The organism is Streptomyces sp. CA189, assembly GCF_056428985.1.
Genome location: NZ_JBWJVM010000125.1, coordinates 1 through 17,619, shown reverse-complemented (window position 1 = coordinate 17,619; position 17,619 = coordinate 1). Strand labels below are relative to the sequence as shown.

The following is a 17,619-nucleotide window of genomic DNA, read 5'->3' as shown; positions in this document are numbered from 1 at the left end:
CCACGTCCCGCTGCAGATCCGCGATCACGCGCACGAGATCGTCGTACGACGGCTGACGCTTCGCGAGTCCCACGGACAGACCAACGAGGCGAGCACGCGCAGGTCACTCAAGGACCTGAGCAGTCACCCTTTGTCGACGAATCCATACGGCCTTACCTCCGGTGACCGGGGAAAACGCGGCTCGGGATTCCCGGGTGTGCACGCTAGCCTCTGTAGTCCCACGGGCCCAAAGCCCTTGGTGGAAACGTACGTATGCAGGGGGGAGTTGCGGTGTGATTACCCATCCGGTGGCGCCAACCCCGGTCACACATCCGCCGGTTGCACTTCGATATGCGCTGATTCCGGTTCACGGCTACGGCATTGCGGTGGCGACGGTTGCGCGCATGCTCGATGGCGATGCCGACAGTGGCGTCGCTGCTCGCGTCCTGGGTCCTGCCGAGCCGATTCCGTACGGGGCCCAGCCGGTGCTCCTGGCCGAGACGACGGTGTACGGGGCCAAGCAGGTGGAGCAGTTCCTCCAGCGGTGGGGGCCGCTGCCGAAACCGTGGCTGGTGTTGGTTTCCGACGCGCCGACCCGACCCGTTGCCGATGCCCGGTACCTGGTGCGCGCCCTTGAGGGGCGCCTGGCGGGGGTGGCGCGGGTGCCGTATCTGCCGGTCCTTCGGGCCGTTAGCGATCCAGACGAGGCGCTGGAGTACAGGGACGTTAGGGCCGCGGCGCAGAAGCTGCTGCGGAAGATAGAGGGAGATAGACGATGAGCACGACGGTGGAACTCCTGACGCTGGCGGCGGACGGGATTCCGGTCTCGACCCCGACGACGATCCCGGGGCTCGACGGCCCCGTGAAGAAGATCTTCGGATACGCCCTGTGGCTCCTGATCCTCGCGGGGGCCGGCGGCACCGGCTTCGGCATCTACAAGCTCGCGGTCTCGGACAAGTCCCGAAACGGCGGCGGATCCGAGCCGTTCAAGTGGATGGGTGGCGGGGTGGCGACGGTCTTGCTCGCGGGGTCGCTGATCACCATCCTCAACGGCATCGCGACGGCTGCCTGACATGTCGCGAACGAGGGGGACCTGGAACACGAAGGGGACGTGGCTCGCGGGAGTGATGCTGGCGGCTGTCGTGCTCCTGACGGGCTACGCCTGGCTCAGGGGTGACGGGGGCGCGGGGCAGAACCAGGCCAAGGACGGGGCGCCCCTCCCGAGCGTGAGCGCCACGGCGAGCCCGCTGCCGTCCTACGCACCGCCGGAGGACTGGACCGAGCCGAAGCGATGGGTGGCGTTGCCGCGGGGGCAGCGTGAGGACGGCCGGGGAAGCCAGGTCGGATTCCCCCAGAGCGCCGAGGGGGCGGTGGCCATGATGGCTGCCGCCAACACCACCCGGGTCGAGGGCGATCACTCCACCATCGACGAGCAGCTGCGCATCTACAACTCGTACATGTCCAAGGGCGACCAGTCTTCGAAGGCGGCCGAGCAGATCGAGATGGCGGCGCTGATGTCGGACAAGACGCTCGCGAAGGACGCGGGCGTTGCGGCCGGTCAGCCGCTGCCGTCCGGTGCCTACTCCCGCACACACGTCATCGGCTACCGGATCATCAAGAAGGCCGAGAGCGAGGTCAGCGTGTGGATGCTGATCCGGGGCGTGCAGAAGAACGGCGAAATGGCCGAGGAGCAGGGCACCTACACGCGCACGCTGGCCGGCGCGCAGTGGCAAGACGGTGAGTGGAAGCTCACCTTGGCCGCGACCCTGCGGGCCCAGGCGGAGACCAAGGGCAAGACCGTGCCTGCGATGGTGGCGCCGGGCGATGCCGAGTTCAACGCGTCCGGGTGGACTGCTATCCGGGAGGCGTCGTGAAGCATCGGCTGGTCGCTCTGCTGGCGGCCCTGGTCATGGCGCTCGGTGTCTCGGTGTCTGCACCTCAGCCTGCCCGCGCGGATGGGCCTATCGGCAACGGCATCGAGGGGATATGCCTTGTCGGGACCGGTACCAGTCCGATCCTTGGGCTGATCTCGATCATCGCGGGCCAGGGCGGGTCGCTGTGCGACAAGATCGGCGACAAGGCCGAGAAGAAGATCAAGGAAGAGTGGAAGAACGTCTGGGACTCGGTGCTGGGAGACATCATCAAGTCCGCCGAGGACAGCGCGAAGTGGGTCATCAAGAAGGTTCTGACCGTGGCCCTCATAGGGCCATCGCTCGACTTGAAAGCCACCGGGCTGTGGGGGAAGGACGCCTCGCTGTCGGGGATGCTGATGTGGCTAGGCCTGCTGATTGCCGCGGCGGGAGTCATGTGGCAGGCGGCGAAAATGGCAGTCACCGGAGAGGTCAAACACCTAGGCCGGGCCGCGACCGGCTGGGCGGAGAACATGCTCCTGTCCGCCGTCGGGGTGGGCTTGTTCGCGCTCCTGCTGACGATCTCGGACGCGATTGCCTCCGGGCTGGTGAATGAGACGTTCGCCAGCGACAAGGAGGCCTACGACCGGATTCTCAAGGTGATGATCCCCTACGGCGTCTCCAACCCGATCTTGGTGTTGGGCCTGGTGCAGGTCCTGCTGATCGTCGGCTTCATCCAGCTGGTCATGGTGTTCTTGCGGCAGTCGGCCATCCCGCTGATCTGCCTTCTGCTGCCCATCGCCGGAGCCGGCCGGACAGGCGGGGACGTCACCCGGACATGGGCGCCCAGGCTCATTACCTCCGGCCTTGCCATCGTGGCCTACAAGCCGATCCTGGCGGTCATCGTCTGCGCAGGCTTCGCCGAGTTCGGGAACAGCCAGACCCTCGCCGAATGGCTGCGCGGCTGCGCGACCCTGATCCTCGGCGTCCTCGCGCCGGGACCGCTCACAAAAATCTTTGCCCCGTTCGGTGAAGCGGTGGGCGGTGGTATGGCCTCAGGCGGAGCCAGCGGCGCGCTCGGCGCAGCGGCGGGCTACATCGGCGGCAAGGGCGATAAGGGCGACAGTGGCGGTGGCGGCGACGCACCGGCCAGCGCAGTACAGCACGCCCAGATGGTCTCGCAGACCATGGGCAAGCAGGGCGAGGGCGAGGGCGGCGGCGACGCTCTGGCGCAGGCAGGCCGCAACGAAGCGGCCGCGAAGATCCCCGCTCAGAGCGCAGGCCCCGAAGGCGCGGTAGGTACGGCCGGTACGGCGGGCACTGCGGGAACGGCAGGCACGGCAGGCGCGGCGGGGACCGCCGGTGGTGCTGCGGCCGCAGGCCCGGCTGGGATCGCGATCGCAGTCCTGGACGGCGTCAACGACGCGGTGCAGGGAGCAAGTGGAGAAGTCGGCGGGGGTAAGTAAGTGAGTACAGCGCACGAAGTGCCCACGACCTTGATGGTCAAGGGCTTCAGGGTCCGCCGGTCCTTCGGGATCGGCGGGCTGTCCAAGGGGGCGACGATGGTCGCCGCCATGGTCCTGCTGGCAGACGGGGTGATCGCCACTCAGGCACCGGCGACTCTGCTGGTCAGCGTGCCCGCGACGCTGTTCGTGCTCGGGCTGGCCGCAGCACGACGGCACGGTATGTCGGCGCTGGCGTACTACTGGGCGAGGCTGTCCTGGCGGCGGGCCTCGCGGGTCGAGGCGAACGCCTACCGGCGCCAGCTGCTGGAGTACCCCTACGCGCTCGACATGCCGGGCGTCGGCGCCTCGTCCACCCTGGTCAAGGCGCACGATCCGACCACGGGCAAGCCGGTCGGAGTCGTCCACGACCGCTCCACCGGCTTCATGACCGTCACCACGCTCCTCGCCCCCGGTGGGAGCCTGATGGCCCCCACCGCGTCCGTGCAGAACGGCCTGCGCAACTGGTCGTCCGTGCTGGAGGCGATGAGCACCGATGACCAGGTCAAGGGTGCCAGCGTGACCATCCAGATCACCCCCGGCGCCGGCGAGGCCCTCGGCGACGACGTGGCGGCCCGCCAGGATCCCGGCGCCCCGCAGCTCGCGAAGCAGATCGTCGCCGAGCTCGTGCGCATCACCCCGCACGCCACCGCCTCGGTCGCGCCGTACATGTCGGTCACGGTGGACCCCAACGCCACCGTGAACCCCCCAGTCGATCTCGCCGACAAGGTGGGCGAGGCACTCAAGGTCGTCGACTCCCTCGACCTGTCCGGGACCGGGACCGACATCGAGCGCCGGGCCACCGACATCGACCTGCGCCGCCTGGTGCGCGCCGCGTTCGACCCAGCCGTATTCAACGCCAGGGACGCGGACTTCGAGGAGCTCAGCTGGGCCGAGTGCGGGCCGCAGGCCGCTGACGACAACTGGGAGGAGTACGCCCACGACGGAGGGGTCTCCGTCTCGTGGGTGCTGCGCGAGATGCCGCGCCGCCCCATCGCCTACAGCGTCCTGCTGCCGCTGCTGGCCCCAGGACGCTTCCAGCGCCGGATCACCCTGGCCTACAAGGTGCTGGACCCGCACGAGGGCGAGGCGGTGCTGGAGCGGGAGATCAGCCACGCCCGCCAGCGTGAGCAGACAACCGCGGAGGTCAAGGGTCGGCCGAAGTGGTCCCAGCGGGCCGACTCCCAGCGGGCGGAGGAAGCCGCGGCCCAGGTCGCCGGCGGCGCCTCGGTCGTCGACTGGACCCTGATGGTGACGGTTACCGCCCGCAACCCCGCCGACCTGCCCGCCGCACGCCAGGAACTGGAGCGTGCAGTGAAGGCAACGCGCGGGATCCGCATGAGGCCCGCGTACGGGGCCCAGGCCGCAGTGTTCGCGGCCGGGCTCCCGCTGGGCTACAACCCGCTGGTGAAGGGCTGACGATGGCAGGCAAGGCCAAAATCCCGGCGGTTTCCACACCCAAGCGCGTGATCCGCGTGGCCGCCGATCCGCAGACCCGCGAGGAGCGGCAGGCGGAGAAGAAGCTGAAGCAGCGGTACGCACCGCGGCTCGGCTGGGGCGGGCGCTTCGGCGGCCGCTCCGCGGTCGAGGACGCGGGCACCGTCTACACCGGCCCCTCCACGCAGGTTGGCGGCATCTACCCGTTTTTGCTGGGCTCCGGCCTGCCGCCGCGCGGCGTGCCCGTTGGACGGGACGTGCTGACGGGGGAGCTGGTGTGTATCGACCCGTCCGGCTGGACGGGCAAGTTGACGACTAACCCCGGTGTTTGGGTCATGTCGCAGCCGGGCGCGGGCAAGTCTGCGCTGGTCAAAAGGATGTGCTTGGTCTATTCGGCGTATGGGCACATGACCTGTGTTCCCGGCGACGTCAAGGGCGAGTACTCCGGCCTGATCAGCGCTCTGGGCGGGTCCGTCGTACGGATCGGTGACGGCATCGGCCGCATTAACCCGCTGGACTCCGGCCCCCTCAAGGGCCACGTGCAGTCGTTGCCCGTGGAGCGCCGCCAGGCCCTGCTCGACGTCCTCAACGGCCGCCGGCTGGAGACCCTGGTCGCTCTGCTGTCGACCAAGCACGGACTGGGCAGGACGCCAGACGAGGTCGAACGCAGCGCCCTGGACACCGCCGTTCACCTCGCCTCGGACGGACAACGGCAGGGAGTCGACCCGATCGTCACCGATGTCGTGCAGGTCCTGCGCGCCGCCCCGGAAGAGCTGCGCAACAAGCTGGCCGCCGAGGGCGAGCGCTACCAGGACTTGACGCGATCGGTGATCGCCGGGCTGGACAACCTGATCGGAGGACCGCTGCGCGGGCTCTTCGACGGGCAGACCACCACCCCGCTGGACATCAACGCGCCCGCCGTCAGCGTCGACATCTCCGCGCTGCGCGCCCGCGGAAATGACGTGATCTCCGCAGGCATGATCGCGACCTGGGCCTACACCTACAGCAGCATCGACTCGGCCCGCTCGATCGGCTTGATGGACCGGAAGTTGGTCCTGCCGATGGACGAGATGTGGCGTGCGCTGCGCTCGGGCCCGGGCCTGGTCGACGCGATGGACGCGATCAGCCGCCTGAACCGTACGACGGACGACGTCACCATCTACGTCACGCACTCCCTGCTCGATGTCGAGGCCCTGCCCACCGAGCAGGACCGCGCGAAAGCGAGGGGGCTGATGGACAGGTGCGACACGTGGGTGATCGGAGCCTCCTCGGAGGAGGAGCTGCGGCGCGTCACCGGCAAGCGCTCCCTCACCGAGCAGGAGCGGATGATGATCGGTTCCTGGTCGTCGGCGACCTCCACCGGGCTGGACATCGACCCCACCGTCTCCGAGGACGGCGAGGGCCGACCGGTCGAGGAGGAAGGCGCCCGCCACCCGGGCCGTGGCAAGTACTTGGTCAAGGTCGGCACCCGGCCCGGCATCGCCGCGTCGATGGAGCTGACCCAGACCGAGAAGGGCCTCTACAGCACCGACAACAACCTGCGCCGGACCACGACCACCGGGGGTGTCAGCCGATGATGACCGAAGACGACAAGGCGTGGGCGTTCGGGGGCAGTCTGTTCGGCGGGGTGGTGCTGCTGTCCGCGTCCACCTGGGCCGGGGCCGCCGCCGGCGCGTTCGTCACCGGCGAGGATGTGGCGCCCGCCGCACCGCTGACCGTCTACCGCATGGCCACCGACTGGGCCCAGGTGTGGGAGCACTCCCAGACCGCCTCGGCCGTCGGCGCCGGGCTCTTCGACGTTGCCGTCGTGGCCCTGGTTGTTTGGGGCCTGCGGGTCAGCATCCGCTGGTTCCGCAACCCCGACAGCCTCGCCACCCTGCACCAGGTCCGCGAACTGGCTCCCAAGGCCGCCGCCCGCACCGCGACCCGCCTGCGCGCCTCCCTCAAGGATGTGAAGCCGAGGGACATCGCACCCCGCGACCGCGGTGTGCTCCTCGGCGACCACATGCCCTCAGGCGTCGAACTGCGCGGCAGTGACGAGGACACCTACGTCGCCATCATGGCGCCGCGCGCCGGCAAGTCCACGTCGTTGGCGATCCCGGTTGCCGACGAGGCGCCCGGCGCCCTGCTGATGACCAGCAACAAGGCCGACGTCTACGCCGCAACGGTTGCGGCCCGCGGCGGGGTTGGCGAGACGTTCCTCTTCGACACCCAAGGCGTCGCCCAGGCCGAGCGGGGCATGTGGTTCGACCTGGTCGCCCAGGCCGAGACGCTGGAGGGCGCCGAGCGGCTCGCCACCCACTTCGTCAACCAGATCACCTCGGAACAGGCGGACCCCTTCTGGAGCCAGTCCGCCGGAGACCTCCTCACCGGACTTTTCCGGGCGGCCTGGTGGGAGCGCGTCACCGTCCGCGAGGTCATGAGGTGGCTGGCCGACCCGCGAGAGAAGGCACCGCTGCGGGTGCTCTACGAGCACGAGCCGGTACTCGCCGAACAGGTCGACTCCTCGATCAACATCGCCGAGGAGACCCAATCCGGTATCTACCAGAACGCCCGAACGGCCATGGGTGCTCTGCGTGATGCGAAGGTCATGGCGTGGGTCACCCCTGACAACAGCGACCGCCCGCGCTTCGACCCCGAGGCATTCGCGACCTCCAAGGACACGCTCTACCTGCTGAGCAAGAAGGGCGGCCCGTCAAGCGCTCTCGTGGCCGCGATTGCCGACTCGGTGTTCACGGCCGGCACGGAGGCGGGCGAGCGCAACGGCGGCCGCCTGCCCGAGCCGATGCGCGCCGTCCTGGACGAGGCCGCGAACATCTGCCGCATCGCCGACCTCCCCGACCTCTACTCCCACCTCGGCTCCCGCGGCATCACGCCCATGGTCATCCTCCAGTCCTACCGCCAGGGCGTGCGCAGCTGGGGCGAGGTCGGCATGGACTCCATGTGGTCGGCGGCCACCAAGAAAATTATCGGGGTCGGCATCGACGACGCGAAGTTCGCGCAGGACATCAGCACGCTCACCGGCAAGCGCACGGTCGAGCGCGGCTCCTACTCCAAGGGCAAGGAAGGCACGAGCCGCTCCTACTCCGAGCAGCGCGAGGAAGTGATGGACCCGGCGGAGATTCGCTCGATGAAGAAGGGCAGCGCCCTGCTGATGTCCACCGGCATGCCCGTCGCGCAGATCGGCCTGCGGCCCTGGTATGCGGAGGAAGCGATGGCGCACATCGGGCCGCAGATGAAGGCCGAGGAAGCGGCCATCACGAAGCGGGCTGTTGCCGCCTACGAGGAGCGCGTGGCCGCGCGGCCCGCGCCCGAAGCCGATGCCGCCGAACCCTCCGAAGATCTCGACGCGCATGCCTGAGGGCAAGGGCGAGGACGAGGGCCTGCCCGACTTCGAGGTGCCGGTCGGGATGTTCCAGGATCTCGAAGACCTCAAGGCCGAGGTCGCCCGCCTGACCGGCCAGGTCCGGGCACTGAGCGACGGTATCGTCGCCGACCAGGGCGTGCCCTCCGCGGACGGCGAGGCGGCCGCCGGAGATGAACCCGGCGACGGGGAAGGTGAAGAGGAGGAGGCGTCGTACCCTCCCTTCATCCTGCTGCTCGATTCCCCCGAATATGACGAAGAGCTTCGGCTGCTGATCGAGTGGGTCGAGGGTGTACTCGTCCCCGGCTACCTGGCCGAACCCAGCAGTGATGCCCGCTGGTGCCACCTGTGGTTCGAGCACCCCGTCGCCGTCGCCCGCCTGCACGCCCTGTGGTTGGCTTGGCAAGAGCTCACCGACCCCGCCAGCTGCGGCTACACCGGCCCCTCCACCTGGCACCGCGACCATCTGGACCCGTGTCTGCGGGAGCTGCGCCCCTCCACCGGGCCGTACGCAGGCTGCACCAAGGGCGAGCACCAGATCGACCACCGGATCCCCGGCATCGTGCCCAGCGCCTGGAACCGCCCCGAGGACTGACCCGGCCGGCGGCCGGTGATCCCGACGGATTTTCGGCCGCCGCCCGGGCAACCCCCTACGCTGGCGGGTATATCCCTGCCGAGGGGGCTCAAATGCCTGATGAATCCACGCACATGACGGTCGACGGCGAACTCATGAAAGCTCGCCGAGAACACCGAGGCCTCAGCCGGGCGGCCCTGGGAGGTCTCGTGGGCCGCAGCGAGGACTGGGTCAAGAAGGTCGAACGCGGGGACCGGGTGGTCCGCTCGCTGTCGATGGTCGTGACCCTCGCTCGCGTCCTGGGCTGCCAGAACGCCAGCGAGCTCACCCGCGCCGACGTCTCGGTGCCGATCGAGGACGGCGGCAAGGTCACCCACCCCGGCGTCCCCGCGCTCCGCGCCGCGATCCACGCACCGCTGTTCGCCGCGGCCGGCACGCCCGAGGACATCGGGCACCTCGCCGGACGCGTCCGCCAGGCCTGGGACATCTGGCACCGCGCCCGCGACCAGCGCACCGCGGTGGCCTCCGTCCTGCCCGGCCTGATCCACACCGGCCACGCCACCGTGCGGGCCGCCGAAGGCGCCGAGAAGCGCAGGGCCTCGGTCATCCTCTCCGAGACGTACGCCCTCGCCCAGCAATACGTGGCACACGTGGTCGAACCCGAGCTCTACTGGGTGATCGTGGACCGCGCCCGGATGGCCGCCGAGCAGGCCGACGACCCGATCGCCCTCGCCAGCGCCGCCTGGATCATCGGCAACGGACTGCGCGTCTCCGGCCACACCGAAGAAGCTCTGCGCATGGTCGCCGACGCCGCCGACACCCTGCGCCCCCAGCTGGAGGACGGCAGCAACCGCCTGCGCGGCATCTTCGGCAGCCTGTGCCTGCACGCCGCGGTGACCGCCGCCCAGGACAGCCGCGAAGGCGACGCGTGGCGCTGGCACGGGGAAGCCGACCGCACCGCGACCAACCTGGGCAGCGGCTACGCGCACCCCTGGACGATGTTCGGCACCGGCAACGTCCTGGTCCACGCGGTCACCATCGGCGCCGACCTGCGGACACCCGGCATCGCTCTCCAGCAGCTCACCGACGCCGACCCCGCCTCGATCCCCTCCGTCGAACGCCGCTCCAGGCTCTTCCTGGACGCCGCCAAGGCCGAGTACGTCCGCAGGGAGAAGGCCAGCGCCCTCCAGTACCTCCGCCTGGCCTACGAGACCTCCCCCGAGGCCGTGCGGTACGTACCCTCCGGCCGGGCCCTCGCCGTAGACCTGGAGCGCACAGCAACGGGGGCACTCGCCTACACCGCCCACCAGCTCGCCGACGACATCGGCGTAGCCGCCTGACCTGCCAGGGCGCCGTCAGGGGGGACAGGCTGTCCCCCCTGACGAGGGGGGACAGCCTGTCCCCTGAGGCAGCGTCATGTCGTCCTACGGTTGACGCATGGCGCAGCTGGAGTACTGCGACGCTGACGAGCTCCCCGCCGCCCTGCGGACCAAGGTCTTCACGGACCTCGCCCAGGAGCGGTGGAGGGTGACAGCGCTGGTGATACACCGCCACCCCGTGTCGGGCAAAGAGCTTCAGCGGGTGGCGTACCTGCGCCGCGTGGATGCCAACGGTGGTCGAGAGTGGGAGATCCCACTGGCCACCCTGTACGAGACGGCGGAGGTAGAGCGATGACCATGACGGCCAAGGAACGCGCGGAGATGAGGCGCGCCGACTCGGACGCGATGCGTGCCGGCGAAGCCGCCGCGAAGGGCCTCAAGGAGGCACTCGCCCGCGTCGGGATCACCATCCCGAGCCTGGGTGCGGGCCTGCCCGTCAACGGCAACGGGAGGGTCGAGCTGGGTGGCTGCAACGCGGGGCTCGCCACCCGGCTCGCCGAGATCCTGAACACCGCCGCGGACGAGCTGCCCGAACTACGGGCCACCACGCAGTGAGCGCCGGTACCGTGACCGGCACTCCGCGCGTAGCCGCGACCGTGCGCAGAAACGACCTTGTCCGACTGGACGACGGGACGATGCACACCGTGGACGGCACGCCCTCCTCGTCTCCCGGAGCCATAGGGGGACTGACCCTCACCATCCGCTTCGTCAGCGGCCGCGTCCTTCGCGTCGGCGCCGGAGTCCTGCTCGACGTCGAGCGGCCCGAGTAGACCAGCCTGCACCACCCCCTCCGTGGGCGCAGGCATCCTGAGTCCCTGCCGGGCCGACCCGGCAGGGACTCGCCCATGTCCGAAGCCGTCAAGCTGCGAGCGCCAACTCACCCCAGAAACTCACCTCTTAAGAGGTGAGTTTCCTCTAGGCTGAGACCATGAGCATCGAGGCTGCCGAAGCCGCCATCCCCAAGCCCAAGCCCGCGCCGTCGCTCGAAGTCGTCCCCGACCTGCCGGTCAAGTCCGTGGGTGAACTCGGCGTCGCCGTCACCGCCGTCCTCGTGGAGACGTGGAACGCGATCCGGGAACAGCATCCCGACGTGCCCGAGGCGGTCGTCACCATGGCGACCGCAGGGCGGGAGAGCTCGGTCGAACTGGCGCACTTCGCCCCGAACCGCTGGGCGGCGCGTGAGGGAGACGCCTCCCATCACGAGGTACTGGTGTCGGCCGAGTCCCTCAAGGACGGGGCACGGGAGGTCATCGGCTACCTGGTCCACGAGGCCGCCCACGGGCTGAACCGGGGCCGTGGTGAAATCGGCTGCTCGGCCAGCCAGTACCACAACAAGCTCTTCCGGAAGGCAGCCGAGGACCTCGGGCTCACGCAGCGACTGAACGTCACGGACAAGTGGAAGAAGAAATACGGCTTCGCCGGCACGACGTTGAGCGACGAGGGGGCGAAGACCTACGCCGACCACATTGCGGCGCTGGACGAGGCGATCCAGGCCTTCCGCACCCCTGAATCCGTCTTCTCCCCGACCAGGAAGAAGGGCGCCGGGAAGAAGCAGAAGACCGGAGCTGATGGCGAGACGGCCGACGAAGCCGAGGAGGAGGAAGCGCCGTCCCGGCCGGAGAAGGAGGAGCGCAACTACTCGAAGGCCGTCTGCGGGTGCACCCCGCCGACCACCATCCGGGTTTCACCGCGGACGCTGAGCCGTCGCACCATCATGTGCGCGGACTGCCAGAAGGTCTTCGAGGCGGAGGAACGCACCTGACTGCCCCGCCCGGGCAGACGGAAGCGGGCCCCGGCTCCCCCTCTGTGCGAGGGAGAGCCGGGGCCCGCTTCGGTGTGTGCGGCTGTTTCGCCGCGGCACCAGGGAATGAGCTCAGCGGCCGAGGCCTGGCCGGCGCGGCTGCTCGGTTCCGGTGGAGCGCGGCGGGGATTCGTGGCGTGGGCCGCCGACGGCCGGTCCCCTGGTGCCGGTGGAGGAGCGGCTCCTCGCAGCGTTCGTCCGGACTACGGGCAGCGCGGGTTTCCACAGCGGTCCGAGCGAGCGCTGCATGGCGCCGGTCGCGGCGGGGTGCACGAGCGGCTTCGCGAGCTGAAGCACGCGCACCAGCTCCTGGCGTGCCTCATCCCGCATCTCCGGTGGCAGCGCCTCGATCCGCTGAAGAGTCCGGCCCGTCCCGGCGGCGAACTGGAGGGACTTCTGCTCGGACCACAGGGCGTTGCGCTCCCGCTCCACCGCACCCGGGGTGTCGGCCGGGTTGATCCACACGTTGGAGGCGTCCAGCTGGTTGCGGTAGACCACGGACACGTCGCGGCGCACAACGAAGACGACGTGGGCGAGGGGCCCCGCGTCGATGCTTCCGGTGCTGCGTACGACTCCGACGTAGCAGGCATCGTGAATGGGGCGGTCGATCTTCCGGCCCTGTCCGAAGGCCTCGACCTGCTGGATGTAGCGGTCCAGGGCGCCCAGCGAGCTCTCCGACTCGTGGACGGCGACCACGGGGACCTCGATCCAGTAGCCCGCCGCCCACAGCCTGGCCGCGGGCTCCTCGAAGTCGCGAGGGTCGCGCATCGCCGACTCCATGATGATGTCGAAGCGCTGCTCGATGGCGTAAGCCTCGGACTTCTCCATCCACTTGTGGCCGTCGATGCTCGTGTACGCGCCGGCGGTGGTGTCGTCCGCCGCCATCAGCTCGTCGAACATCGGGTGGTGCGGCTTGCACGTGTCCAGGTTGATGTTGACGGCTTCCCCCCGAGCCGCCAGCGCCCTGGTCACCGCGGAGGTGATCGCGGTCTTGCCTGCCCCGGTCTGCCCCGACACGATGATCGCGATGGGCTGCTGCTGCGGCGTACCGGCCAGCTGCTGCGGGACGATCCGCTCGCGGAAGATCCGCTCGTTCTCGGCCTCGGACAGGACGTAGAGGGTGCGGTCGATCTCCGTCACTGGGCGTTCCGCAGCTGCGCCAGCTTCTGGGACGACTCGGTGGTGACCGCGTCCACCGCGGCCCTGTCTTCCGGAGTGAGGGTCTTACGTCGGGCGGCCCATTCGCCCTGCTCGGCCGCCAGTTCACCGGCGCGAACGACATCGCCCGCCTTCTCAGCCCGGCCGATCAGCCCGGAGAAAGCCCCCACCACGTGGTTGATCCCTTCCAGGGCTACCTCGTACGCCGTGCCGTCCTCAGCCGACCACGAGGCCTGCTCCACACCGGCAAGTACCGGATTCTGATCCTTCATCATGCTCTCCTGTCCCATCGGTCGTACGGGCCGCGGTGGTCGACCACCGCGGGGCGGAACAGCCAGACCCCACTTTGTCAGAGGCCACCAGCTCATTGGTCAGTCTGGCCAGATAACCCGCGGGCTCCGGGTTCCCCTCACGGAGGGGGAGCCGGGGCCCGCGTTGTCGTGTGGCTCTACCGCCGTGGGATGTTGGGGGAAAGGCGCCTACGGCAGGGTCTCCGTGATCGGCTGCTCGACCACGGTGTCGCGCTGGTCGTCCCAGCGGGTGCAGTGCGAGGTGGTCCCGCCGTCGGCCAGCCACCGGACGGTGATCTGCCACGACGGCCAGGTCCCCGCCGGGCGCTCCCGCTCGATGTCCAGGACCTCGTAGGCGTCGCCGTTGGTGCCGAGGCGGTAGCGGCCGCCGACCTTGCGCGGGCCGACCTGGAGGTTCACGAACTCGGCGTGGGTCAGCTCGTAGCCCTCCTCGTGCGCGCCCAGCGCCTCGGCCGCGCTCTCGCATCCGCACTCGGTGCAGCCGCCGTACCGTTGCGGGCTGACGGTGCCGCAGGTCGCGCACGTCACCAGCGGCTTGCCGCAGTCGTGGCAGGCGTCGTAGTGCGGCGGGTTGCTCGCGCCACAAGTACAGGTGGAAGCACGGCGCTCGCGCAGCGCGACGGCCACGTCTTCCTCGTATGTGCCCACGCGGGGCTCCTCTCGTGCAGGCCCAGTCCTCGTATAGCTACGGCCACCAGACATGTAACGCATAGTGATCGTTATCGCTGTCCGTGTCGGTCGTGTCGTCAAGGCGGGGAGCGTGCCGACCGTGCTGCGTGTGGTCTTCAGCGCAGTTGCATGTCGTCGTGGGCGGCGGCCCGGCCGAGTTCGATGGTGTTGTCGGGGAGCTTCCACCACATGAGCCGCGGGGCGCTGGCGGTGCCGTGCTTGATGTCGCAGCGCCAGGCCACCGCCCCGTCCTCTCGGACGCGGGGCGGGGAGCCGCCGGGGCCGGTGCGCATCCGGCGCAGTCGGCGGGCGGTGCTGTCCACGGCACGTCCGGTGAGGACCTCGACAACGACCTCCACGATCTTGGGGCGGCCTGCGAGCTCGATCTCCGAGAGGGAGGTGAGCCAGTCCCGCCCCAGCCGGTAGGTGGCCATCGGCTGGGCATCGCGTTCGGCCTCCGGCACGGTGGTGAGCCAGTGCTGCTCGACCTCGTGGCGGAACTGCCGTTCCGGGTCCGCGTACACGCGCGCGGCTTCCGGCTCGCCGGCCTCGCGACCGGCGCGGAGCTGCTTCGTCAGCTTCTGTACCTGCTGCCGCAGTTCTGCGATCGTCTCGTCTTTCTCCCGCAGCAGCCGGTCACGCTCGGCAAGCTGGGCGGCAAGGCGGGTGACCTCGGCGTCGTGCCGGGCGTCGTCACGCTCCCGGACACGGTCGGTGTTCTCGGGCGGCGTGCGCGGGGCGGGCAGTACGGTCAGCGGCGCGGGGGCGGTGGCGGGCAGGCCCGCGGCTGTCCGCAGGCGGGCGGTGATCTGCGCGAGGGCGACGGCGGGCCGGTGCGCGTCGACGCGGATCAGCGGGTGGCGCTCCCACGGGTCGGCCTCGGTGGCGTCGGGCAGGTAGATGCGCACGGCTCCGCCCCATGCGCTCATTCGCCGCAGCCGGTTCGACAGAGCCCAGCTCGCCGCGTCGTCGGCTATCACCGCGACATCGGCCAGCCCGGCCGTCTGGGCCGCCAGGCGGGCCGGGTCAACCAGCGGGCGCTCGCCGTTGTGACGCGAGGTGGAGACCAGAACGAGGGGCAGGATGCGGGATGCCTCGAAGACGCGCCCGGCGAAAGTGTCGGCCTCGACCGTGTCCACCACCCACACCTCGGCCGTCGGCGCCGCAGTTGCCATCGCGGTTGCTCTGCGCACGGCGGCTACTCCCGTGCTTCCGCGGGCGCGGGCACGGCGGCGGTATCCGGGAGCGTGCCGGGGCTGTTCAGGGCCTTGGTGATGGTGCTGCGGGCGTACCCGGTACGGCGGGCCATCTCGCCCGGCCCGATCCCGGCGGCCTGGGCCAGCGGCAGGGCCTCGCGCAGTGACCTTTCCGCCGCCTCGGTGGCTTCCCGCGCGCTGGCGCGGTCCGTGGCCGCGACGGACAGGGCCCGGTGGGCCAGGGCCCGCTGTTCGTCGACGCTGTTCATCACCCCGGGCCGCCACACGATCTCGGCGAACCGGTAGCGCGCCTTGAGGGCCTCCTGCAGGGCGAGCGCCCCGGCCGGGGAGTCGGTGGGGAACCCGGCGAGGGTGAAGTCCTCCTCGTGCCAGCCGTCCTCGGACGTGTGCAGCAGCGTGCCGTCCTTGGCGCGCACCTCGATGCGCCACTGGCCGAGGCCGCCGATGCCGAAGTCGACCCGCTCCGGCGTCTGGATGCCCTCCATCGACACCGGGACGACACCAGGCATCAGCTGCTCGCGCCCGTCAGGTCCCGTGATGCTGGCGTAGTCGATACCGCCCCCAGTCCCACCTTGGTTTCCCTCGGTCACTTGTGGTCTCCCCTCCACGATCAGGGCGTCACCCTACGACGCACCCCGGTGCCTTCGGACAGGAACCGGCGAACCCGTACGCATACAGATGGGCTCGGGTCGAATGACAGGTGGGGGCGGAATCGGTCGATTGCGCCCCCTCGGATCGATCCAATGAACCGAGACGGGCATAGCGGGGCAAACTGGCGCACCGATCCAATCGAGACCGCTCCGCAGTTGCGCCTCCCTATTTAGCCCCCTTACGGTCGTGATCCGGCACCTCGCCGGACGAACAAAGAGGGGCGATTAGTGGCGGACCGCCTGTATCTGCGTCACTCCACCGATAAGCAGACCAATGCCCGCCAACTTCATTCTCTGGATAGTCTGCTCAAGTCCGGCGCACCCCGGTACGAGGACCCGGCCACATCGTCCCGCGTCTACGCGATCAACCGAACCGGGTTCCGCCGGCTGCTCGATGAGGCGGCGGTCGGCGACGACATCCGCATCGCGGACGCCGCGCGGCTGTTCCGCTCGACCAAGGACGTCATCCAGATCCGGGAGGTCCTCCAGCGGCGCGGACTGCACCTGCGCATCGCGACCGGCGCATGGTCCGGCTTCGATCTGGCCGCCGACGACCCGCAGACCAAGCTGTTCGTCACGATGCTCGCCGGGGTCCTGGAATTCCAGCGCGACATGATCAGCGAGAACACGAAGGAAGGTGTCGCCGCCGCCGAGGCAGCGGGCAAGACGCTGGGGCGCCCGGCCGCATTCGATGAGGACCAGGCCGCCGATGTCGTCGAGGCGTACGGCCAGGGCGCCGCGGTGAAAGCGCTCGCCCGGCAGTACGGCGTCGCGCCCAAGACCATCCGCAGGGTGCTCGACGCGGCCGGCGCCCGCGACGTCGGCGACGTCCTGGCGGAACGCGACGGAGTGCCCGCCGACGCCCGGGACCAGGAACAGGAACCCGAGCAGCCGCACGCCATCGACGTGCCCGGCCTGCTCGCCGAGCACCTCAAGGCCACCGATGTCGCGGAGATCCGTGAAGCGCTGCGCGGTGGCCGGACGGTCCGCCGCGGACAGGGCTACTCGGTGCGTGTCACTGCCCCGCTCGCACTCCACCAGGCCGTGCTGAAGCAGTGCGCCGCACTCGCCGGTGACGGCTCCGCCCCCGCCGGGCGCAAGGCGTGCCGCACCTACGCCGACCGGATCGCCGCGGCCACGCGGATGCCCTGACGGAAGTGCCGAAAAGGCGCCCTGGGCAGGCGAGCTCCGTTCGCAGGGCGAGCGGAGTGTGGGACACTCGCCGGTCATGAGCCAGTTACTGCGCGCCCAGACAGTGACAGTGAGCATCGACTACAGCCAGTTCTACATCTGGGACTGTGGCTATCAGCTGGGCGAGGAAGTGCCGGTACCCCCGACGTTCCATGATTCTCTCGGCGTCGGCAAGGGAGCCTTGAGCGTCCCGAGCACCATCCAGAGCCACCATGCAGACGTCCGCATGGAACTGTGGGACGCCTCGCCACCCGCCCCTGAGGCGACGGAGTTCACTGTCGGGGAAGCAGACCTGGAGTGCCGTGGGGACGACGACAACCACCCCCAGGGTGCAGTCGTCCTCTTCGCTCTGATGGGGAGCGAGTACCCACCGATGCCCCTCGCGGGCCCGGGCAACTACCGGGTCAAGGTCCTGCGCACACCGGAGAACGCGCGGCCCGACTGGGAGAAGAACTGGGAGCACCAGCACAACGGGTACGAGGTGTACCGGGTGCAGCTGTGGCGGCGGGCCTGCGAGTAGGCCGGCCCGCCCCGCGA

At 69.8% G+C, this 17,619-nt stretch carries 20 protein-coding genes; 15 read left to right on the top strand and 5 right to left on the bottom strand.

Going from position 1 to position 17,619, the window contains the following annotated elements; genetic code table 11:
- The first annotated feature begins 272 nt into the window (after nt 1-272).
- The 13 genes from AC061S_RS42680 (at nt 273) to AC061S_RS42620 (ending at nt 11,847) form a co-directional block, all read left to right on the top strand.
- Nucleotides 273-758: a hypothetical protein gene (locus AC061S_RS42680; RefSeq protein WP_478691269.1), complete on the top strand. Its 486-nt coding sequence runs from the start codon at nt 273-275 to the stop codon at nt 756-758.
- Nucleotides 755-1,051 (top strand): hypothetical protein, encoded by a 297-nt coding sequence (locus AC061S_RS42675; RefSeq protein WP_478691268.1) that lies wholly within the window; start codon nt 755-757, stop codon nt 1,049-1,051. Before AC061S_RS42680 ends, AC061S_RS42675 begins: the two co-directional genes overlap by 4 nt.
- Nucleotide 1,052: 1 nt before the next feature.
- Nucleotides 1,053-1,853 (top strand): hypothetical protein, encoded by an 801-nt coding sequence (locus AC061S_RS42670; RefSeq protein ID WP_478691267.1) that lies wholly within the window; start codon nt 1,053-1,055, stop codon nt 1,851-1,853.
- The gene (locus tag AC061S_RS42665) at nt 1,850-3,295 is read left to right on the top strand and encodes a hypothetical protein (protein WP_478691266.1); all 1,446 of its coding nucleotides are present in this window, start codon (nt 1,850-1,852) and stop codon (nt 3,293-3,295) included. Before AC061S_RS42670 ends, AC061S_RS42665 begins: the two co-directional genes overlap by 4 nt.
- Before the next feature lie 18 nt (nt 3,296-3,313).
- The gene (locus AC061S_RS42660; protein ID WP_478691265.1) at nt 3,314-4,750 is read left to right on the top strand and encodes an SCO6880 family protein; all 1,437 of its coding nucleotides are present in this window, start codon (nt 3,314-3,316) and stop codon (nt 4,748-4,750) included.
- Between the two features lie 2 nt (nt 4,751-4,752).
- Nucleotides 4,753-6,345, top strand: a complete 1,593-nt coding sequence (locus AC061S_RS42655; protein WP_478691264.1) for an ATP-binding protein — start codon at nt 4,753-4,755, stop codon at nt 6,343-6,345.
- Nucleotides 6,342-8,129, top strand: coding sequence for a type IV secretory system conjugative DNA transfer family protein (locus AC061S_RS42650; protein WP_478691263.1), 1,788 nt, complete (start codon nt 6,342-6,344; stop codon nt 8,127-8,129). Before AC061S_RS42655 ends, AC061S_RS42650 begins: the two co-directional genes overlap by 4 nt.
- Nucleotides 8,122-8,727, top strand: a complete 606-nt coding sequence (locus tag AC061S_RS42645) for a DUF4913 domain-containing protein (protein ID WP_478691262.1) — start codon at nt 8,122-8,124, stop codon at nt 8,725-8,727. Before AC061S_RS42650 ends, AC061S_RS42645 begins: the two co-directional genes overlap by 8 nt.
- Nucleotides 8,728-8,819: 92 nt before the next feature.
- Entirely contained in the window at nt 8,820-10,046 is a 1,227-nt protein-coding gene (locus AC061S_RS42640; RefSeq protein ID WP_478691261.1) for a helix-turn-helix domain-containing protein, read from the top strand.
- A gap of 97 nt (nt 10,047-10,143) precedes the next feature.
- Complete coding sequence (locus AC061S_RS42635; protein ID WP_478691260.1) at nt 10,144-10,380, top strand: hypothetical protein; 237 nt, start codon at nt 10,144-10,146, stop codon at nt 10,378-10,380.
- Nucleotides 10,381-10,382: 2 nt separating this feature from the next.
- Nucleotides 10,383-10,640, top strand: coding sequence for a hypothetical protein (locus AC061S_RS42630; protein ID WP_478691259.1), 258 nt, complete (start codon nt 10,383-10,385; stop codon nt 10,638-10,640).
- A gap of 11 nt (nt 10,641-10,651) precedes the next feature.
- Complete coding sequence (locus AC061S_RS42625; RefSeq protein ID WP_478691258.1) at nt 10,652-10,855, top strand: hypothetical protein; 204 nt, start codon at nt 10,652-10,654, stop codon at nt 10,853-10,855.
- A 158-nt stretch (nt 10,856-11,013) separates the two neighbouring features.
- On the top strand, nt 11,014-11,847 hold the full coding sequence (locus AC061S_RS42620; protein WP_478691257.1) for a hypothetical protein: 834 nt from the start codon (nt 11,014-11,016) through the stop codon (nt 11,845-11,847).
- Nucleotides 11,848-11,958: 111 nt separating this feature from the next.
- On the opposite strand, the gene AC061S_RS42615 is transcribed toward AC061S_RS42620, so the two are convergent.
- The 5 genes from AC061S_RS42615 to AC061S_RS42595 form a co-directional block, all read right to left on the bottom strand.
- Nucleotides 11,959-13,026, bottom strand: a complete 1,068-nt coding sequence (locus AC061S_RS42615) for a zeta toxin family protein (protein WP_478691256.1) — start codon at nt 13,024-13,026, stop codon at nt 11,959-11,961.
- A complete protein-coding gene (locus AC061S_RS42610) occupies nt 13,023-13,334 on the bottom strand; it encodes a hypothetical protein (RefSeq protein ID WP_478691255.1) in 312 nt (103 codons plus the stop codon). The genes AC061S_RS42615 and AC061S_RS42610 overlap by 4 nt, the downstream gene beginning before the upstream one ends.
- Before the next feature lie 189 nt (nt 13,335-13,523).
- Nucleotides 13,524-14,003, bottom strand: coding sequence for a hypothetical protein (locus tag AC061S_RS42605; RefSeq protein ID WP_478691254.1), 480 nt, complete (start codon nt 14,001-14,003; stop codon nt 13,524-13,526).
- Between the two features lie 137 nt (nt 14,004-14,140).
- Complete coding sequence (locus tag AC061S_RS42600) at nt 14,141-15,217, bottom strand: TMF family protein (protein ID WP_478691253.1); 1,077 nt, start codon at nt 15,215-15,217, stop codon at nt 14,141-14,143.
- Nucleotides 15,218-15,222: 5 nt separating this feature from the next.
- On the bottom strand, nt 15,223-15,831 hold the full coding sequence (locus tag AC061S_RS42595) for a hypothetical protein (RefSeq protein WP_478691252.1): 609 nt from the start codon (nt 15,829-15,831) through the stop codon (nt 15,223-15,225).
- A 288-nt stretch (nt 15,832-16,119) separates the two neighbouring features.
- Between AC061S_RS42595 and AC061S_RS42590 the strand changes: the two genes are divergently transcribed.
- Nucleotides 16,120-17,043: a recombinase family protein gene (locus AC061S_RS42590; protein ID WP_478691251.1), complete on the top strand. Its 924-nt coding sequence runs from the start codon at nt 16,120-16,122 to the stop codon at nt 17,041-17,043.
- 76 nt (nt 17,044-17,119) lie between these two features.
- The gene (locus AC061S_RS42585; RefSeq protein ID WP_478691250.1) at nt 17,120-17,602 is read left to right on the top strand and encodes a hypothetical protein; all 483 of its coding nucleotides are present in this window, start codon (nt 17,120-17,122) and stop codon (nt 17,600-17,602) included.
- Nucleotides 17,603-17,619: the final 17 nt, after the last annotated feature.

Coding starts and splice junctions, on each gene's coding strand:
- AC061S_RS42675 (WP_478691268.1), top strand. CDS start 755: ATGAGCACGACGGTGGAACTCCTGACGCTGGCGGCGGACGGGATTCCG.
- AC061S_RS42670 (WP_478691267.1), top strand. CDS start 1,053: ATGTCGCGAACGAGGGGGACCTGGAACACGAAGGGGACGTGGCTCGCG.
- AC061S_RS42655 (WP_478691264.1), top strand. CDS start 4,753: ATGGCAGGCAAGGCCAAAATCCCGGCGGTTTCCACACCCAAGCGCGTG.
- AC061S_RS42650 (WP_478691263.1), top strand. CDS start 6,342: ATGATGACCGAAGACGACAAGGCGTGGGCGTTCGGGGGCAGTCTGTTC.
- AC061S_RS42645 (WP_478691262.1), top strand. CDS start 8,122: ATGCCTGAGGGCAAGGGCGAGGACGAGGGCCTGCCCGACTTCGAGGTG.
- AC061S_RS42640 (WP_478691261.1), top strand. CDS start 8,820: ATGCCTGATGAATCCACGCACATGACGGTCGACGGCGAACTCATGAAA.
- AC061S_RS42635 (WP_478691260.1), top strand. CDS start 10,144: ATGGCGCAGCTGGAGTACTGCGACGCTGACGAGCTCCCCGCCGCCCTG.
- AC061S_RS42630 (WP_478691259.1), top strand. CDS start 10,383: ATGACGGCCAAGGAACGCGCGGAGATGAGGCGCGCCGACTCGGACGCG.
- AC061S_RS42620 (WP_478691257.1), top strand. CDS start 11,014: ATGAGCATCGAGGCTGCCGAAGCCGCCATCCCCAAGCCCAAGCCCGCG.
- AC061S_RS42610 (WP_478691255.1), bottom strand. CDS start 13,334: ATGGGACAGGAGAGCATGATGAAGGATCAGAATCCGGTACTTGCCGGT.
- AC061S_RS42585 (WP_478691250.1), top strand. CDS start 17,120: ATGAGCCAGTTACTGCGCGCCCAGACAGTGACAGTGAGCATCGACTAC.